Raw genomic sequence first — 16,482 nt, 5'->3', positions numbered from 1 at the left:
CCACCGAACCCTAGCCATGCGCGTTGACCGCTTCCTCAGCAACCTGCCCCGCTTCAACCGTAAGCAGGTACGCCTGTTGCTGGTGGAAAAGCGCGTCAGGGTCGACGGAGAAGTCGTCAGCGACCCCCACGCCGAGGTGCTCGAGTTCAGCCGCGTAGAGGTCGACGACGAGGTGCTGCAAGTTGGCAAGCCGGCCCGCTACTTCATGCTGCACAAACCACCCGGTTGCGTCAGTGCGACCCGCGACCCGCAACACCCGACCGTGCTCGACCTGATCGGCGAACCGGACAAGGAAGACCTGCACATCGCCGGTCGCCTGGACTTCAACACCACCGGCCTGATGCTGATCACCAACGATGGCAGCTGGTCGCGACGCCTGACCCAACCGCAGACCAAACTGCCCAAGGCCTACTACGTCGAGACCGAGCAGGACATCACTGCCGAATACGCGATCACCTTCGCCAAAGGCCTGTATTTCGCCTTCGAAGACCTCACCACACAACCGGCCGAACTGGTCGTACTCGGGCCAAAATCTGCGCGCCTGAGCATCGTCGAGGGCCGCTATCATCAGGTCAAACGGATGTTCGGCCACTTCGACAACAAGGTGTTGCGCCTGCACCGCGAATGCATGGGTCCGCTGGTGCTCGACGACACGTTGAAGCCCGGCGAATACCGGTCGTTGAGCAGCGATGAGATCCGAATGATCTAAGCAGGCGACCGCTCAGCAGAAGCCGCTGAAAATTTTACGAAAGATACTTGCGCGATGACGTGACCCCTGCTTGAATCAGGACGTCGGCGCGAAATGTGACCGGCGAGTCACCAAAACTACTCTAAGAAACTTTTTGCCGGCAGAGAACCCTCAGGTTCCGCCTTCCCCCGGCAAACTGCCCGCTTATAACAATACCCGTCGACCGGCTTTCAATGGATCGACATGGGCCTTCAAAATTCCAGGCGTATGCCTACCTGTCACAAAGCTCGTGCAATCTGATTTGCGCGCATACCCGCTTGCCAGGAGTCTTATGTCATGAGGCCAGAAATCGCTGTGCTGGATATACAGGGTCAGTATCGGGTTTACACGGAGTTCTATCGCGCAGACGCCGCAGAGAAGACCATTATTCTGGTCAACGGCTCGATGTCCACGACTGCGTCGTTTGCACAGACCGTGAAAAACCTTTACCCAGAGTTCAATGTGGTGTGCTACGACCAGCCCTACGCGGGCAAGTCAAAAGCCCACAACCTGCATGAGAAAATGCTGACCAAGGAAATCGAAGGGCAGATCCTCCTTGAGCTGATCGACCACTTCGCCGCCGAACACGTGCTGTCGTTTTCCTTTGGTGGCGCCGCCACGCTCGTCGCCTTGGCCCAACAGCCACGGCGCATCGAAAAGGCCGTGATCAGCTCGTTCTCGCCGGTGGTCAACGCGCACATGCTCGACTACCTTGAGCGCGGTGTCGATTATCTCGGCAGCCGGGACGGGAACCGGGTCGGTGACCTGGTGAACAGCACCATCGGCAAACACCTGCCCTCGCTGTTCAAGCGCTTCAACTACCGTCACGTCAGTTCGTTGGCCGAACATGAATACGGGCAGATGCATTTTCACATCAGCGACGTGCTCAACAGCGACCGCCAGTGCTACCTGAACGCGGCGAAGAAAATCAACGTGCCGGTGCTGTTCATGAACGGCGAATGGGACGAGTACACCGCCGCCGCCGATGCAAAGCTGTTCGCCGGTCACGTGCAGCACAGCACCTTCAGCACCCTGCAGGCCACCGGCCACTTTCTCGACATGGAGCACAAAGCCGCCTGCCGAGACAGTCGCAACGCACTGCTGGGCTTTCTGAAACCGACGCAACACGAAAGCCGACCGCGTTACCACTACGTCCAGGACCACCATGCATTGGCAATCTGAAACAGAGTCATCGCGAGCAAGCTCAGCCCTGCAGCGTTAAGCGCATTCCTGCAGGAGCGAGGCTTGCCCGCGAATGACCGCTACGCGGTCGATGCTTTCGTTTCACCCGTGCTAAAGCCATCGCGCGCAAAGAAAAACTTCATTTTCACGCGCACATCTGGTACAAAGTCAGCCGCTCTGAGCGGGTGTCGTATAATGGCATTACTCCAGCTTCCCAAGCTGATAACGAGGGTTCGATTCCCTTCACCCGCTCCAATCGAATTTTTGTCTCACGTCAGTTTTTGACGGGGGATGCAGGTAAAGAAAAACCGGCCTTGATGGCCGGTTTTTTTGTGTCTGGGGTTTGGTGACCCTCCGGACCTTGACGCCTCCCGCCCCGCAAACTAGCGAATGCTATACTTCCTACGAATTGCATCAAGTGTGCAGCGTTCCCCACGTGCACAGACATCGACTGCAAATCTCAGTTAACGGCTGCAGGACAAAGGAGGTCTACAGCCAACACGAGATGGGAGGTGTGGCATGAATCGGCACTATTACATCAGTGACAATCTCGACGATCTCGAGGCCGTTGAAAATGAACTGGAAGCCAACGGCATCAATACCGAACAAATTCATGTGCTCAGTGAACAAGTGGCTGATGTTGAAGAACATCACCTCCACGAGGTTAACTCGTTGATGAAACAGGATGTTGTTCACTCTGGCGAGATTGGTGCATTGGTCGGCGTGCCCCTCGCGGCGCTGGTCCTTGGCGGCGCCTATTGGATGGGCTGGACCGAATCCGCCGCAGGCTGGGTGCCTTTTATCTTCCTGGCCATCGTTATATTTGGCTTCTGCATCTGGGAAGGCGGTTTTTTTGGCATCCAGGTGCCGAATGCTCACTTCCGCAATTTCAAACAGATGGTAGAAGAAGGAAAACATATCTTCTTTGTGGATGTTGAACCGAATCAGGAACCGATATTGGACCGGGTAATCGAACATCATCCAACGCTGACGATCGCCGGCACGGGAACGGCAGCCCCCCACTGGACAGTGGCCTGGCAGCACAAATGGCATCAGTTCAAGCGAGTGATATCGGGTTAGCCCTGAAGACTCATGGCCATCCGGAAGCTGCTTACTGGCCGAAGGAAATGACCCGGCTGAGGAAAACATAGTCCGCCTCGGTGGCCATCAGTCCGACGAGCACCAATAAACATAACGGTGGCACCAATATGGCGTAGACCATGGCCAACCGTTCCCAGGCCATATGCATGAAGATGGAGACAATCAAACCTGCCTTCAACAACATGAAAGTGATAATCAGGGACCACCGAAGGTAGCCATGGAAGTGGAAGTAGTCGACAAGGTACGACAGCGTGCTGAGGACGAATAACAGCCCCCAGATTTTAAGGTACAAGCTGATTGGATGTTGCTGACCCTGAGCATGTGCCATCACCCGTGCTCCTCTACCATAAATAGAAGAAAGCAAAAATAAACACCCACACCAAATCCACGAAGTGCCAGTAAAGCCCGGCTATCTCGACGTTCTGATAGTTTCCGGAACGCTCATAATCTCCCCGCAGTACTTTCAACGCCACAATGCTGAGGTAGATGGCGCCGATTGACACATGCAGTCCGTGGAAACCGGTAATCATGAAAAAGCTGGCACCAAATTGCGCCGCCCCCATGGGGTTCCCCCAGGGACGCACCCCTTCTGCGATAAGTTTGCTCCATTCAAATGCCTGCATGCCGACGAAGGTCACACCCAAGGCAGCGGTCGCCAGCATCAGCGCAGTGGTTTTGGCGCGATCACGGCGATAGGCGAAATTAACGGCCATGGCCATGGTGCCGCTGCTACTGATCAGCACAAAGGTCATGATGGCGATCAGAATAAGCGGGATTTCTTTACCGCCGATCGTCAATGCGAACACTTCGCTGGGGTTCGGCCAGGCGGTGGTGATGGTCATGCGTACCGACATATAGCCGGTTAAAAAACAGGTGAATATAAACGTATCGCTGAGCAGGAATATCCACATCATCGCCTTGCCCCAAGGGACCTGCTTGAAGGCCTCTCTATCCGAGGACCAGTCGCTGGCGATGCCCTGCCATCCCGGTGCAGGCGGTGAGTCTGGTGGATTGGATGAACTGGATTCGACTGGGGCAAGTGGGGGCGATGCCATGGCTTTTCACCTCAGGCCGCAGAATCTGGCGATCGCTTCATAGGTTTGCGGCGTGCTGGCCAGCAAAGCGAACAGCACGAACCAAAGACCCAGTAAGTAGTGCCAATAGGTGGTACAGAGTTCTACGCTGACGCGCAGTTGCGGCAACGGCACGCGACGCAGGAATTTAGCGACGATTATGCTCCAGGCTATCAGCCCGCCCAGCAGGTGGAGCCCATGCAGGCCGGTCAACAGGTAGAAGAAACTGTTGGCCGGATTGCTGGCGACAAAGTAGCCCCAGGCGACAAACTGCTGCCAGACCCAGAGTTGCCCCACTAGAAAGGCAATGGCAAATACGCCCCCCAATGCAAAACCAATGATTGTTGCGTCCAGTCGAGCCTGCCGGGCGGCCATACGCGACCACTGCAGTGCGATGCAACTGAATACCAGAAAAGCCGAATTCAGCCATAGCTGCCAGAGATTGGCTAACGGCGCCAAGGGGTCTGTCAGGGGGAGCCAGTCGGCCATTTGTGAACGGGCAATAAAGGCGAAAAGGAAGAGAAAGAATAACGAACTCACCACGACCAGGAACAAGCGCAGGCCCACTCTTGCGATTTGGCCTCTATCGGCACCCTCCGGGGCCTGGATACCTCCTGGGTCGCGACTCCAACTGCCGCCGGGGTCAGCGCCGTCGGCGTTTCTCAATAGCAGCCTTTTCATGTTTTAACGTCCGCTATCTTGGTTCCGGCACTCAGTTGCCGCATCTGCTCCAGCTCCTCGGCGGAGACCGTTTGCGGAACGAAATCCTGCTCTATCCCCGGCACACTGTAGTCATAGGCCCAGCGATGCACGACCGGTAGCTTCGCTCCCCAGTTACCGTGTATCGGCGGGGTGTTCGGCGTTTGCCATTCCAGACTGGCCGCGCCCCAGGGATTACTGCCTGCAGGCTTGCCCTTGAATGCACTCCAGGCCAGGTTGAACAGAAACAGCAACTGGGAAACGCCGACGGTCAATGCGATCACCGTAATGAAGGCATTCAACTCTTGCGCTGACTGCGGGATGAACGCGTAGTTTTCATAGGCGTAGTAGCGGCGAGGCATGCCCTGAAAACCGAGGTAGTGCATGGGGAAGAAGATGGCGTAGGTACCCAGAAAGGTAATCCAGAAATGCAGCTTGCCCAGGGTGTCGTTCAACATGCGCCCGGTGACTTTCGGGAACCAATGATAAATACCGCCGAACACCACCAGTACCGGCGCGACCCCCATGACCATATGAAAATGGGCGACGACGAAATAGGTGTCCGAGAGCGGAATATCCACGATCACATTGCCGAGAAACAACCCGGTCAGACCGCCGACCAGGAAGGTGATGATAAAGGCCAGGGCAAACAGCATCGGCACGGTCAGATGAATATCGCCGCGCCACAGGGTCAGCACCCAGTTGTAGACTTTCAATGCGGTCGGCACCGCGATGATCAAGGTAGTGACGGCGAAGAAAAAGCCAAAGTACGGGTTCATTCCGCTGACATACATATGGTGCGCCCAGACCACAAAGCTGAGTACGCCAATCGCAATAATGGCCCACACCATCATTCGGTAGCCGAAGATATTTTTACGCGCATGCGTGCTGATCAAGTCGGAGACCAGACCAAACGCAGGGAGAGCAACGATGTAGACCTCCGGGTGGCCGAAGAACCAGAACAGGTGCTGAAATAATATCGGGCTGCCACCCTGGTGATCGAGCTGCTGCCCCAGCGAGATCATCGCCGGCATAAAGAAGCTGGTGCCCAATAGCTTGTCAAACAGCATCATGACCGCGCTGACGAACAACGCAGGGAAAGCCAGCAAGGCCATAATCGAGGCCATGAAGATTCCCCATACGGAGAGCGGCATGCGAAACAATGTCATGCCGTGCGTGCGCGCCTGCAACACCGTGGTGACGTAGTTCAACCCGCCCATGGTGGCCGCGACAATAAAAATCGCCAGTGAGACGAGCATCAGGACGATGCCCCACTCGACCCCCGGTGTCCCCTGAGAAATGGACTGCGGCGGATAGAGCGTCCAGCCCGAACCGGTGGGACCGCCAGGAACAAAGAAACTGGAGAGCAACACCACTACCGCTACCAGGTAGAACCAGTAACTCAGCATGTTGACATAGGGGAAGACCATGTCGCGGGCGCCCACCATCAGCGGGATCAGATAATTACCAAAACCACCCAGAAACAAGGCCGTCAGCAAGTAAATGACCATGATCATGCCGTGCATGGTCATGGCCTGGTAGTAAGCACTGGCGTCCATGAACTCCAAAGCGCCGGGGAAGCCAATCTGTATGCGCATCAAGCCGGACAACACCACGGCGATAACGCCCACGAATATAGCCGTCACGGAATATTGAATGGCTATGACCTTGTGGTCCTGACTCCAGATATATTTGGTCAGGAAGCTTTTGGGCTCGTGTAGTGCTTCTGTTTCGGCTTGCTCCGCATAGGCCATCACGTCATCCTCCTGTTCGAAGTTTCGGTGCATTCCTGGCAGCTTTACGGCTACTTCCCTGGCTCCGCCTTGCTCGCATCAGCGTCGGCATTCGCTTTGGATTTGATAAAAGCGATCAGTGCGTTCAACTCCTGATCACTCGGGGTAAAGGCCGGCATGACGGCTGCATAGCCTTTGACGATTTTGGCGCCGGGATTAAGAATCGAATCCTTTATATAGCCCTCATCGGCCTTGATACTCGTGCCGTCGGCAAGGGTTACGGTCTCGCCATACAGACCCTGCCAGCTAGGGCCGACGCCCTTGCTGCCATCGACACTGTGGCAGGCCAGACAGCCGAGCGACTCGGCCAGCCGCTGCCCCTGCGTCGCCAAGTCGTCACCTCTGTCCAGTTTTTCGCTGGCAGAAGGTTCTTGCTGCGCGGCACCCAGTGATTTGATCAGGGCGACGACAGCACCCAGTTCATCTTCAGTGAGAGTATAGGCCACCATGACTGGCGGGTAGCCCTGTACCAGGCGGGCCTTCGGATCGAGGATCGACTCTTTCAGGTAAGCCTCATCGACCAGCGCACGGGTGCCATCGGCAAACTGTTCAGTGCGGCCGTACAGCCCCTTCCATCCCGGGCCGAGACTGCTACTGCCATCCTGGCTATGGCAGGCACCGCAGCCGTATTTTTCGACCAACAAGCGACCTTTTTCCAGCACGCTGTCCTGACTGGGTTTGGCAGCTGTCGTTAATGTCTGCGCAAAAGTCGGTTGGCTGTTCAGCCATTGATCGAAGGCGCCCTGCTCTTCCACGATCATCTGGCCGCGCATGTTGTAATGACCGACGCCACAATACTCAGCGCAAAGAATTTCATACTTCCCGGTTTTAGTCGGCGTAAACCAAAAGTACGACACCATCCCCGGCACCATGTCCATCTTGCTGCGAATTTGCGGGATATAAAAATTGTGCAGCACATCTTTAGAGCGCAGTAAAACTTTCACAGGCTGATCGAGCGGAAGGCGAACTTCATTGCTCTTTATAAGCACATCGTCCTGTCCGACAGGATCCTTGGGATCAAGGCCGAGAGGATTGGTGAAATCAACAAACTTGATATCCGATTTACCCAGCTTCCCGTCCTGGCCGGCAAAACGAAAGGCCCACTGCCACTGCTGGGCGACCACTTCAAGTTCATAAGCATTTTTCGGCACATTGATGAAATCACTGTAAACAACCAGACCTGGCGCCAACATCGCGGCAATCCCTATCGAGGTCACGATAATTAACCATGTTTCCAGTTTTTTACTTTCTGGCTGGTAGTGCGCCCTGGAACCCTCCTTGTGACGATAACGCATCACGGCTACCGCCATAAATACCGTGATGGCAATGAAAAATATTCCGCTAATGATCAGGGTGATGAACAGGGTGGTGTCTATGGACCCCCAGTTGGAGGCTGCCGGTGTCGCATGCCAAGGCGCTAGTACATGGAACAACACTGATGCAATAACGATTAGTATCAAGATAATTGCTATTGCCATTTTCTGTTCATCCTATTCCTGTTGTTCACTGGTTATGCAAACGCATCGCCACTGACGTCCAAGCAGGGCAGACAAATACCATCCATTCCGACGGTAAAGTCAGCAGGAAGTATAGTGCATGGACGGATCAAGCGCGTTTTGTGAAAAAGCCCTGGCGCCCGGATATTCCAATTCGAACATTAAGTTAATCGCTTAAAGCTATTCGCTACATATAACTATGGATATCAGCATTACGTACTAAATGGCGTAGAGAACTGATGCGGGTACAGCAAGCGAGGTCCGGTTGCCAGCTATACTCAATCCTGATGACGGGATGGCAGAACTGGCCAGAAGCGGATGGCTTGAGAAGACACAAGAGCTACAGAGTCCAGCAGTCCACGACGGAGGTTTCGTCATGAGTAACCTGACGATCGAAGGCTGGTGCAAACCCAGCGGCGCCCCAAAGTCCACCCCGGTGGGTGAGATCAGCTTTGATGTCGATGGCCCCCTCCATCTGCGTCTGGAGGAAGCTGAAGAACGCCTACAGAAAACCCATGAGCCTGAAGCCATGGTTGATGTCGACATGAGCTCAATGGATTTGGTCTTGCCAGAGGGATACGACCCCTTGTCCGACTGCCAAATGCGCGTCTACTTGCAGCACGGTCGCGGTCAGTTCCATTTGGTCGGGCATCGAGCGAGCGATGGAAGCTTGATCTATACCAACGCGGTTTTGATTGATCAGCTGATTTAGAAGCTACTGCGTGATTCTCGGGGAACACAAAAACCGGTCCGACGTGGCCGGTTTTTTTATACCTGAAATTTGAGCGCCTCTTGCTCTTCAGCACCGTGGCAAAACCCTGCAATACAGAAAGCCGATCCTCCCCAAGCCATCGCCAATTGCCCTCCTAGACTCATTTCATGTCGCTAACACATCGGTGCTCAGGAAGCATTGGTGGTTATAGTGTTGACTAGTGGATTTCAGTAGGTATAGTAACCACAAGCACACCACAGGGAGGTGATGTGAATAGCCGGTTTTTGATAAGCCAAATCGTTGCAGATGGCTGGTATCTGGTACGAATCAAGGGGAGCCATCACCATTTCAAGCACCCGACCAAGCCGGGACTGGTAACGGTTCCTCATCCGAAAAAGGATCTGCTCAAAAAAACGGCTATCAGTATTTTGTAACAGGCGCTGCTATGACAGCGCCTTAGGAGAATGACGAACATGCTTTACCCAATTGCAATCTCCATGGGCGATGATGAACACGCCTGGGGTGTTGAAGTACCGGATATTCCGGGTTGTTTCTCCGCTGGGGAGGATCTGGATGACGCCATGGCCATGGCGCGCGAAGCCATCGAAGGCCATTTCGAAATACTGGCCGAAGACGGATCACCGATTCCACCCGCCAACAAAGTAACCCTGCATGCGGCCAATCCGCAGTACGCAGGGTGTACGTGGGCCGTGGTGGACATCGATGTCACCAAATACCTGGGCAAGGCCCAGAAACTCAACATCACCTTGCCCGGCTACTTGCTCAACCGTATCGACGAATACGTACTGCATCATCCGGAAGAGAAAAGTCGCTCCGGGTTTCTGGCCTCGGCGGCGCTCAAGGTGTTGCAGCAGGGCTGATGGTTCGAAGGTTGGTCAACCAAAGGGACAAACGACCAGGCATGTCCCTTTGTACGTCAGCGCGTCGCCACCATGAACAACCGTGGAAACGGCAACAGCACAGAACCATCGCTCAGCGCCGGATAGGCCTTCTCGATTGCCGTCAGATACTGCTCGAGATACTGCACCCGCTCCGCTTCATTCAGCGGCTCAAGAAAAGGCCGCAAACCGCTGCCCTTGAACCACTCGACCACACCCGATGCGCCGTCCGCGAGGGGATGATAGTAAGTGGTGCGCCATACATCGACGCGGGTGCAGTGGGCACGCAGCATCGAGTAGTAACCACCCGCATCCTCCATTTCCGTTCGCAGGCCTGCGGCCCTTGCCAGTTTGTCAGCCCAAGGGCCGTTCGCTGCGACCTCGCGCATCAACCTGTGCGACGGTTCGTTGAGGTTGTCGGGCATCTGAATCGCCAGGCTACCGCCGGGCGCAAGCCTGGCCACCAATGACGGCAGCAACCGGGTGTGATCGGGCAGCCACTGCAATACCGCGTTGGCGAAAATCACGTCGAACGGGCCGGCATCGTTCCAGACATCGATGTCTGCGGTGTCGAATTGCACCTGAGGCAAGCGCTGGCGGGCGGCCTCGATCATATCGGGCGAACTGTCCACCCCTCGCACCGCGGCATTGGGAAAGCGCCGCACCAGCAACTCGGTGGAATTACCCGGGCCGCAACCGATGTCGATTGCCGATTGGACGTCCATTGTGGGGATGGCTGCCAGCAAGTCACGCGCCGGGCGCGTTCGCTCATCTTCAAACGCTACGTATTGTTTGGCGGACCAACTCATATCGTTCTCCTGTCGGTGCAGGTTGTAGCCAGAGGCAGACAACCGGTTCGCTACGATACATCGACCGATGTGCTCTGCCCTATCCCGACTTTTGGAGGGCGTAGGATCTGAGTGAGCCTTTTCTTATCGCAAAATCATCGAAAGTCATAACCAAAAGGACCGTTCGTCGACCGAAGGGCGAAGCGATTTTGACAGTATAAAAATGACATCTATAGTCCTACTCGCGGCCTGTTGGAAGGAACCCAACCCGTCATTTCAAGGCAAGGAGCAAGGCCAGCTCGTACCCCGTGATCGAGTGGGTTCCCCAGTAGTGTGTTCGCAACGGCCGCAAGGCAAACAAGCGTTGTCGTGCCTGGCAGGTAGCCAGGTAATCACTATGTTCAAAGGAGCTTTACTATGTCTCGAGTCACGGATGTACTTGTTTCGATCGACACCGAAACCATTCTGAAAAACTACCCGAACATCAGCAAAAACCCTGCTGCACCGACGATGATCGACGTCAATCATGTATACATGGTGACCAATCAGAACAACGTGGTGAGTGGCCAGGCCGGTGGCGAACTCAACTTGAAAGCTCAGGTAGGCGATCTGATTCGCTGGCGTGAAACCAGCCTGTCGCTGGGCTTCGAGCAAGCAGTGATTTTCTACAAGTTCGTCGGTAACGCAGGCAACGAGTTGATCTCTACGCCCACACCACGCAAGGCTACCGCCTCCTTTGCAGTCCCTAACACCAGCAATCCGTCGGTGCCCAGCTGCCAGAAAGTCGATAACCATTACTGGTCTTCGGAAACCCTTGCTTGCGGCAGTGTGACCTATCACTTCCAGTTTCTGATCGTGAATCGCGACTGCCAGATCATCGGCTGCTGCACGTGGGATCCGTTCATCACCATCCATAACTGATGCTGGACCGGGCCCCTTGGCAACGAGGGGCCTACCAGGCTCGTTGCCGCCTCGGCTGGAACAGGATGTCTCGCTTGAACCGAAGCGGTTACCGTTTTGCGTCAACATCATGAAAGGATCCATGATGACTTCCGAACCGATTAGCTCCCCTTCGGCGGGCGCCGTGATAGCCAGTAGTGTGCTTCTGATTGTCGATGCCGAATCGTTGCTTTCACGCTATCCGCAACCCAGTCTTGAATCGCAGAACCCGACGGTGATTGAAGATGGTTTCATCTTCCCCGTGACTAGTAGCACGACGACACAAAGTGCTGAAAATGACAGCAAAATAACGCTGACCGCCAGCAACGGAAAGGTCTTCCATATTCGCGGCAGAACCGTCAGCCTGCTGACCGAACATACGGTGGTGTTTCACGACCTGACGGTGGACGACGCCGGGGTTCTTTCGCCGCCCAAACTGATCGTTCACAGCGACCAGACAGTCCCCGCGCCCGACCCCGCCAACCCGACCCAGCCTGGCAGCCACAGCGCCGATGATCATTATTGGGAGTGTTCGCAACTGAGCACGGGCGTGACAGCCTGCGAACTGAACTTCATGCTGATCAACCAGCGCTGTGAAGCGGTGGGGTACTTCAGCTGGAAGACTGAGGTGACGCTGTCGGCGTGAATAGATATGCACAAAAAAACCGGCATCAAGGGCCTAATGCCGGCCAGTTAAGTGAAGTCTCGTCAGACATAAGACCTGTGGCGAGGGGGCTTGCCCCCGTTGGACTGCGAAGCAGTCCTAAAACCTGCACTCTCGTTCTGCCAGGCACATCGCATGCATCGGGTTTGCGACTGCTTCGCAGCCGAACGGGGGCAAGCCCCCTCGCCACAGGTTCTCCACTGGCATGTCCTTTTCTTAACTGACTGGCATTAGCCTCAAGGGGCCGGTTCTTTGTATGCTGTTTAGGTCAGTCGTAGTATCCAACTGTCTTCTTCAAGTGATCCGAATAATCGTAAATCTCATCAACCGAGCCAATCGGATGCCGCGTTTCATTTTTTTCTTCGTCAAAAATCCCAATGTACTTTTGTGAACGATTGAAATGAAGGCGACAAATCGGCTTGCGATTGTTGTCATCGAGCAAGATCCCAAAATAGCTTTGCGTATCGCGCTGCACTATCCGTTTAGCGTCCACAACCGAACGAACCACCGCACGGACAATGTGATAACCCTCCAATTCTTCCAGGGTCGTCAGCACTTTATCCTCTGATTCGTCACGCTGATCTGTCGGATCACCGCCGCCGGCAGGAACCGATCTCGATGCCAGCGCAGGCTGAATGGCACCACTCATAGCTGATTTGAGTCGGTCATTGATCTGATCATTGAGAAACTGCACGACTGCTTTTCTCGTCAGCTCGTGGAACTGCTCACGGACTTTCTGAGTTATGACCCCGTCGTACACTCGGGAGGCGAAGACTTTTACAAAGTCGTCATCAGGTTTGATGACCTGCGAGGCGATGACCTTTTTGATCTGACTGACGTATTTCAGCTCACCTGCCGCATTGATGATCGAATCCACGTCGAATGCGGACTTGGTGAGCTTGATCAATTCGGGAACGGAGTACTCATCGATATCCAGAAGATCGAGTTCAAGAAACGGTTTCTCATCCATCTTGTTGGGCGCATCCAGATCGGTGAAGAACTTATAGACCTGGCCGTTGGTGAGGATAGAGATTCGAGCGCTGGTGACATGGAAATAGCGAAATAGCTGGGAGGCGTGATTGATGTGCAGCGATTCGCCTATTTTTTTGCACTCGATGAGGATCTGTACCTCTCCTTCCTTCATGATTGCGTAGTCAATTTTTTCTCCTTTTTTCGTTCCGATATCGCAAACGAATTCTGGAGTCACCTCACTCGGATCAAATACATCGTAGCCCAGCACCGTACTGATGAAGGGCATGACGAAAGCATTCTTGGTCGCCTCCTCCGTCTGAATTGCAGCGCTTTGCAAACGAACCTTGGCGGCTAGGCTTGCTAACTTCTCAAAGAATTCCATGAGTGACCTCTTACTTGGTTTCGATCCGTGTGTTTGCATGCTGGCAAATTGACTGCCATTTGATACTAGACACAAACCGGCACAAAGAAAGATTCCAACCAAAGATTCCAGATGCAGCAAGGCATTGGCCACATTCCAATGAAGAGCGCGAGCGATCAACTCGCAGGCCAGTCATTTACTGCTTATCCGCCCCCTTCTCCTGCATCTGCACCGATGACTTGGTGCCATCGCCTCTGACAGAGGGTTCACACATCCATGCGCAGGCACTATTCAGCAGAATTTTCGTTATGCCCGTGCTGTCTGAAAATCAGGCGCATCCCTATAAGGAGCACGGCAATGAAATTCGCAAAAATTGCACAGAAACTCTCCCTGTGGGCCGGCCTGCCCCGGACATTTCTGGGGGCGATCGTTCTGATTATCCTGTGGGGTTTGAGCGGGCCGATTTTTCATTTCAACGATACCTGGCAATTGATCATCAACACCTCGACCACCATCATCACTTTCCTGATGGTGTTCCTGATCCAGAACACCCAGAACCGCGACACGGACATTTTGCACTTGAAGATCGATGAGTTATTGCGAGTAACGAAAGAAGCGCAGAACGCGATGCTGGGGCTCGAATCACTGGATCTCAAACAGCTGGAAGAATTGAGAAAGAAATATCGCAACCTCGGCGAGGGCGAAACGATTCCTCTGGACGGCACTGTCGTCCCGAAAACAAAGAAACAGGATTGAATGAATGTTGATCCATGCCCCGCGGGTGACCGGCGACGTCACCCGCGCCCGTGGTGCTAGCGACTGGCTTGCAGGGCCCTGGCCATCTGCAGGTGGTTTTGCAGTTTGGGCAAGGTTTCTTCGGCGAACGCTTTGATTTGCGGTACGTCCGTGGTCTGCGCTTGTTGTTGAAGCTGCTCGATGGATTCTTGTGTGGTTTTCACCTGGTTAGCGGCGTATGCCTGATCGAAGGAGGCGTCGTCCTTCACCTCCGGGATCAACGTTTTGGCCTTGTCCATCACCTCTTCGCGTGGCGCGACCGGTAAATCAAGTTGCTTGGCAATTTTCGCCAGATGCTGGTTGGCGGTGGTGAGGTCGTTGATCACCACGATGGTGTAATCCTTGACCTCTTTGGATTCGGTTTTCTGGTGCGCCAGGCGACTGGCTTCGATGTCGGCCATGCCTTTGGCCGACGCTTCGTTGATGAATTCGGCGGCGGACTGGGCAAAGGCACTGTTGGCAAACAGCCCCAGTAACGTGACAAAACTGGCATTGCGTAAACGGGTGGCCATCCGGCTCATGGTCGCGCCCTCCTTCTTTGAAAATTCCAACGGGGGCTTTCGCCCCCGTCTTTTAATAAAACCACCTTCACTATTACCGGGATTTCTGACCACCTTTGCGGCCCATGCCGCCTTTCGCGGAATCTTTATCAACGGTCGTCGTGGTGGTTTTCCCACCTTTGCGACCGGCTTCAGACGCCTTCGTTCGATCATGGGCACTACCCGGACTCGGATTTTTTGAAGTAGGCATGGTTTTCATCCTCTTGATGATGAGAGCAGCGAGCAGCCGCCCGCATAGAATAAGAATTTCCATAGTCAAAAAGGTTTAGAAAAACTGGCAACGCTGCGACGAACGGTGACGGGCTTTCAGGCCCCGAGACGCAGGTGATGCTGGCGCTTGGCGCTGTACATCGCCTCGTCGGCATGCCTGAACAACTGATTTTCTTCGGTCCCGTGTTCGGGGTAGCGCGCAACGCCAATGCTCGGCTGGATGCTCAGGTTATGCCCGTCCAGGCGCAGGGGCTGAACCAGTACCTGGCGGATTTTTCCCGCCACACGCTCGGCATCCTCCGCGGCACGGATGCTGTGCAACAACACCACAAATTCATCACCGCCGATGCGCGCCACGGTATCGGTTTCACGCACGCAGCCCTTGAGCCGATTGGCGACCGCTTGCAGCAGCATGTCGCCAACCGTATGACCGTGGGTGTCGTTGACATGCTTGAAGCGGTCGAGGTCGACGTAGAGCAAAGCCATTCGACCGGAGTCTGTTCGGGCCAGCTCCAGCGAGGCTTTGAGGCGTTCGCGCAGCAACTCGCGATTGGGCAACTGAGTCAGTTGGTCGTATTGAGCCATGCGCTGGAGCCGGGCATGCAATTGCTTGCGCTCGATAGCGGTCGCGACCTGCGCGCAAACATACTGCAGCAGTTCCTTGTCTTGCTCGGTATAACGCTCGCCGCCCGGTACGCTTTTAACGATCAACGCGCCAATGGTGCCGTTCTTCGAACTCAATGGCACGCCCAGCCAGCAGGGCGAATCCTGGCCCGCGACCAGTGCCGCAAACCCCGCGGGCGGATTGTCCTGATCCGGAGTCAGCAGGATCGGCAAGCCGCTGCGAATCACTTCACTGCAAAGACGCCCGGTCACAGTCCCGGGCTCTTCGGGTTGCGGTTCACGGTCGTCGACGTGATAGGGGAAATTCAGCTGCGCACAGTGCTCGTCATGCAGCGCCACGGAGAAATTCAATGCCGGAAGCCATTCACCGATGATCGAATGAATGCGTTTGAACAACGCCAGCAGATCTTCCGCCGCGTGGGCCGCTTCGGAGATTGCATACAGCGCCGCTTGCCGGGACTCGGCCTGCTTGCGCTCGGTGATGTCGCGCGCCACGGCAATGCGCAACTGATCGACCTCCGACCAGCGCGCCGACCAGAGAATGTGCACCACCCGGCCGTCCTTGCGCAGGTAACGATTTTCAAAATTGAGCTTGGGCTCGCCGCCCATGATCTCCCGTGCGGCGTCGAGGGTACGCTGTCGGTCGGCGGGATGTACCAGGTCGATCATCGGCTGGCCGATCAGCTCGTCGGGGGTGTAACCGAAAATGCGCTCGCAGGCCGCGCTGACAAATACGAAGCGACCTTGTTTATCCACCGCACAGACGGCGTCCAGCAAGAGGTCAATGTAGCTCGCCAGTGGGGCGGAATTACTGGTTTCCATAATGCCGAGAGCGTGTCCGGACAATGCAACATTGAACAACCCTCCCTGACCGGTCATACGCCCGA

The 16,482-nt window shown here is 55.1% G+C and carries 19 protein-coding genes and 1 tRNA gene; 10 read left to right on the top strand and 10 right to left on the bottom strand.

What is annotated here, in order from left to right; genetic code table 11:
- The first annotated feature begins 16 nt into the window (after positions 1-16).
- The 4 genes from ACZ9IM_RS05420 to ACZ9IM_RS05405 all read left to right on the top strand — a co-directional run bounded on the left by ACZ9IM_RS05420 (position 17) and on the right by ACZ9IM_RS05405 (position 2,989).
- Entirely contained in the window at positions 17-709 is a 693-nt protein-coding gene (locus tag ACZ9IM_RS05420) for a pseudouridine synthase (protein ID WP_476223505.1), read from the top strand.
- Between the two features lie 315 nt (positions 710-1,024).
- A complete protein-coding gene (locus ACZ9IM_RS05415) occupies positions 1,025-1,909 on the top strand; it encodes an alpha/beta fold hydrolase (RefSeq protein ID WP_476223504.1) in 885 nt (294 codons plus the stop codon).
- A gap of 181 nt (positions 1,910-2,090) precedes the next feature.
- A tRNA-Gly gene (locus ACZ9IM_RS05410) sits at positions 2,091-2,164 on the top strand.
- A 264-nt stretch (positions 2,165-2,428) separates the two neighbouring features.
- Positions 2,429-2,989, top strand: coding sequence for a magnesium transporter (locus ACZ9IM_RS05405; protein WP_476223503.1), 561 nt, complete (start codon positions 2,429-2,431; stop codon positions 2,987-2,989).
- Positions 2,990-3,020: 31 nt separating this feature from the next.
- Here the strand turns inward: ACZ9IM_RS05405 and ACZ9IM_RS05400 are convergent, their stop codons facing one another.
- The 5 genes from ACZ9IM_RS05400 to ACZ9IM_RS05380 are packed head-to-tail and all read right to left on the bottom strand — an operon-like array spanning position 3,021 to position 8,053.
- Entirely contained in the window at positions 3,021-3,338 is a 318-nt protein-coding gene (locus ACZ9IM_RS05400; protein WP_008074510.1) for a cytochrome C oxidase subunit IV family protein, read from the bottom strand.
- Between the two features lie 13 nt (positions 3,339-3,351).
- A complete protein-coding gene (locus tag ACZ9IM_RS05395) occupies positions 3,352-4,065 on the bottom strand; it encodes a heme-copper oxidase subunit III family protein (RefSeq protein WP_427627316.1) in 714 nt (237 codons plus the stop codon).
- Between the two features lie 6 nt (positions 4,066-4,071).
- Complete coding sequence (locus tag ACZ9IM_RS05390; RefSeq protein ID WP_427627318.1) at positions 4,072-4,764, bottom strand: cytochrome c oxidase subunit 3; 693 nt, start codon at positions 4,762-4,764, stop codon at positions 4,072-4,074.
- Positions 4,761-6,536, bottom strand: a complete 1,776-nt coding sequence (gene ctaD, locus ACZ9IM_RS05385; protein WP_476223559.1) for a cytochrome c oxidase subunit I — start codon at positions 6,534-6,536, stop codon at positions 4,761-4,763. The genes ACZ9IM_RS05390 and ctaD overlap by 4 nt, the downstream gene beginning before the upstream one ends.
- Before the next feature lie 50 nt (positions 6,537-6,586).
- On the bottom strand, positions 6,587-8,053 hold the full coding sequence (locus ACZ9IM_RS05380) for a cytochrome c oxidase subunit II (protein WP_476223502.1): 1,467 nt from the start codon (positions 8,051-8,053) through the stop codon (positions 6,587-6,589).
- Between the two features lie 394 nt (positions 8,054-8,447).
- On the opposite strand from ACZ9IM_RS05380, the gene ACZ9IM_RS05375 reads away from it, so the two are divergent.
- The 3 genes from ACZ9IM_RS05375 to ACZ9IM_RS05365 all read left to right on the top strand — a co-directional run bounded on the left by ACZ9IM_RS05375 (position 8,448) and on the right by ACZ9IM_RS05365 (position 9,664).
- Entirely contained in the window at positions 8,448-8,783 is a 336-nt protein-coding gene (locus ACZ9IM_RS05375; RefSeq protein WP_008074515.1) for a hypothetical protein, read from the top strand.
- A 269-nt stretch (positions 8,784-9,052) separates the two neighbouring features.
- Positions 9,053-9,217, top strand: a complete 165-nt coding sequence (locus ACZ9IM_RS05370; RefSeq protein WP_476223501.1) for a type II toxin-antitoxin system HicA family toxin — start codon at positions 9,053-9,055, stop codon at positions 9,215-9,217.
- Positions 9,218-9,256: 39 nt separating this feature from the next.
- Positions 9,257-9,664 carry a type II toxin-antitoxin system HicB family antitoxin gene (locus ACZ9IM_RS05365; RefSeq protein WP_008074516.1) on the top strand — a complete coding sequence of 136 codons (408 nt, stop codon included), beginning with the start codon at positions 9,257-9,259 and terminating at the stop codon, positions 9,662-9,664.
- A gap of 56 nt (positions 9,665-9,720) precedes the next feature.
- Here ACZ9IM_RS05365 and tam read toward each other — a convergent pair whose 3' ends face one another.
- Positions 9,721-10,491: a trans-aconitate 2-methyltransferase gene (tam, locus tag ACZ9IM_RS05360; RefSeq protein WP_476223500.1), complete on the bottom strand. Its 771-nt coding sequence runs from the start codon at positions 10,489-10,491 to the stop codon at positions 9,721-9,723.
- A 396-nt stretch (positions 10,492-10,887) separates the two neighbouring features.
- On the opposite strand from tam, the gene ACZ9IM_RS05355 reads away from it, so the two are divergent.
- Together ACZ9IM_RS05355 and ACZ9IM_RS05350 are read left to right on the top strand one after the other, a co-directional pair.
- Positions 10,888-11,391 carry an inclusion body family protein gene (locus tag ACZ9IM_RS05355; RefSeq protein WP_095630996.1) on the top strand — a complete coding sequence of 168 codons (504 nt, stop codon included), beginning with the start codon at positions 10,888-10,890 and terminating at the stop codon, positions 11,389-11,391.
- 124 nt (positions 11,392-11,515) lie between these two features.
- Positions 11,516-12,055 (top strand): AidA/PixA family protein, encoded by a 540-nt coding sequence (locus ACZ9IM_RS05350; protein ID WP_476223558.1) that lies wholly within the window; start codon positions 11,516-11,518, stop codon positions 12,053-12,055.
- 286 nt (positions 12,056-12,341) lie between these two features.
- On the opposite strand, the gene ACZ9IM_RS05345 is transcribed toward ACZ9IM_RS05350, so the two are convergent.
- Positions 12,342-13,427, bottom strand: a complete 1,086-nt coding sequence (locus ACZ9IM_RS05345; RefSeq protein ID WP_063342744.1) for a type I restriction endonuclease — start codon at positions 13,425-13,427, stop codon at positions 12,342-12,344.
- A gap of 336 nt (positions 13,428-13,763) precedes the next feature.
- Between ACZ9IM_RS05345 and ACZ9IM_RS05340 the strand changes: the two genes are divergently transcribed.
- Complete coding sequence (locus ACZ9IM_RS05340) at positions 13,764-14,162, top strand: low affinity iron permease family protein (protein WP_476223499.1); 399 nt, start codon at positions 13,764-13,766, stop codon at positions 14,160-14,162.
- A 56-nt stretch (positions 14,163-14,218) separates the two neighbouring features.
- On the opposite strand, the gene ACZ9IM_RS05335 is transcribed toward ACZ9IM_RS05340, so the two are convergent.
- From ACZ9IM_RS05335 to ACZ9IM_RS05325, 3 genes are all read right to left on the bottom strand, one after another.
- A complete protein-coding gene (locus ACZ9IM_RS05335; protein WP_476223498.1) occupies positions 14,219-14,722 on the bottom strand; it encodes a DUF4142 domain-containing protein in 504 nt (167 codons plus the stop codon).
- A gap of 73 nt (positions 14,723-14,795) precedes the next feature.
- Positions 14,796-14,951, bottom strand: coding sequence for a KGG domain-containing protein (locus ACZ9IM_RS05330; protein ID WP_008014777.1), 156 nt, complete (start codon positions 14,949-14,951; stop codon positions 14,796-14,798).
- Between the two features lie 116 nt (positions 14,952-15,067).
- On the bottom strand, positions 15,068-16,417 hold the full coding sequence (locus tag ACZ9IM_RS05325) for a sensor domain-containing protein (protein ID WP_476223497.1): 1,350 nt from the start codon (positions 16,415-16,417) through the stop codon (positions 15,068-15,070).
- Positions 16,418-16,482 lie beyond the last annotated feature (65 nt).

It is taken from the genome of Pseudomonas sp. TE12508, assembly GCF_056279485.1.
Note: the sequence above shows the minus strand (reverse complement) of the source record. Positions and strands in the feature narration are given on the sequence as shown.